1 protein-coding gene is annotated in these 278 nt (G+C 42.8%); it reads right to left on the bottom strand.

Going from position 1 to position 278, the window contains the following annotated elements:
- Positions 1–278 (bottom strand): BMP family lipoprotein (locus tag RYX56_RS22010; RefSeq protein ID WP_317124070.1); only part of this gene is annotated, 278 nt, incomplete at both ends.

The following is a 278-nucleotide window of genomic DNA, read 5'->3' as shown; positions in this document are numbered from 1 at the left end:
ACACCAGCCCTAAAGCCAGCCTCAAAGCGCCCAATTACTTCACTTTCCTGACCGCCGATGAAGCCAATCTTATTAGATTTTGTGGTCATTGCAGCCGCAATCCCAACGAGGAAAGACGCTTCTTGCTCTTTAAAGAGAATGCTGGCAACGTTTGGTTCCTTCACTTCGGAGTCAACAATGGCAAAGTGTTTATTTTTTTGCTGTTTTGCAATTTCATCAACAGCTCCTTGCATCATATAACCAATACCAAATACTAAATCAAAATTCTGCCGTGCCAA

This window comes from Alkalihalophilus lindianensis, assembly GCF_032843265.1.
GTDB lineage: Bacteria > Bacillota > Bacilli > Bacillales > Bacillaceae_D > Alkalihalophilus > Alkalihalophilus lindianensis.
The sequence above is the reverse complement of the archived record's forward strand: the minus strand, read 5'-3'. Positions and strand labels throughout refer to the sequence as shown.